Raw genomic sequence first — 251 nt, 5'->3', positions numbered from 1 at the left:
CACTGATGTGCTGCGCGCTTCCAACGTCGGCGCGCCGGTCACGCTGGCGGATGCCCGTTGCGCACCGGCCATGGCTTACTTCGATGCCGCCCGCCGGCTGTCCGGCGAGGAGATTCCGGTGGTCATTCCGGGTGAGAAGCGGGGTATCTTCTCGAAAATCTTCGCAAGGAGGGCTGCATGAGCATTTTCAGTCTCTTCCGCAAACAGAAGTCGGCCCCGCTTGCGCGCGAGCGCCTGCAGGTGCTGCTTGC

At 64.1% G+C, this 251-nt stretch carries 1 protein-coding gene; it reads left to right on the top strand.

From position 1 onward, the window contains the following. The coding region (locus tag SB816_RS33630) for a hypothetical protein (RefSeq protein ID WP_410548455.1) at positions 1-181 on the top strand (181 nt) is incomplete at its 5' end. Positions 182-251: the final 70 nt, after the last annotated feature.

It is taken from the genome of Achromobacter sp. SIMBA_011, assembly GCF_046535435.1.
GTDB classification, from domain to species: domain Bacteria; phylum Pseudomonadota; class Gammaproteobacteria; order Burkholderiales; family Burkholderiaceae_B; genus Achromobacter; species Achromobacter dolens.
Note: the sequence above shows the minus strand (reverse complement) of the source record. Positions and strands in the feature narration are given on the sequence as shown.